The sequence below is a fragment of the Falsiroseomonas sp. RANM36 genome (genome assembly GCF_056682175.1).
This window is the reverse complement of record NZ_JBWXTD010000081.1, coordinates 1-242: the sequence shown is the minus strand read 5'-3', so window position 1 is coordinate 242 and position 242 is coordinate 1. Positions and strand designations below refer to the sequence as shown.

Here is a 242-nt window from a genome sequence, read left to right as displayed (position 1 = left end):
CGGCGCGGCGGTGAAGCGCCAGCACGAGCCGCAGAGGGTCATCGGCGATTTCATCGCGGCCGAGATCGCCGAGAAGCAGGCGCGGTCGATCAAGTACCAGATCACGCTGGCCAAGCTACCGTTGGCGAAGGACGTAGAGGAGTTCCGGTTCGACGGCACGCCGATTAACGAGACGCTGGTGCGCGACCTGGCGAGCGGGAACTTCCTCGCGCAGCAGGGCAACGTGGTGCTGGTGGGCGGCA

1 protein-coding gene is annotated in these 242 nt (G+C 66.5%); it reads left to right on the top strand.

The features are described from left to right. The coding region (locus AC1MIR_RS27935) for an ATP-binding protein (protein WP_480031423.1) at nt 1-242 on the top strand (242 nt) is incomplete at both ends.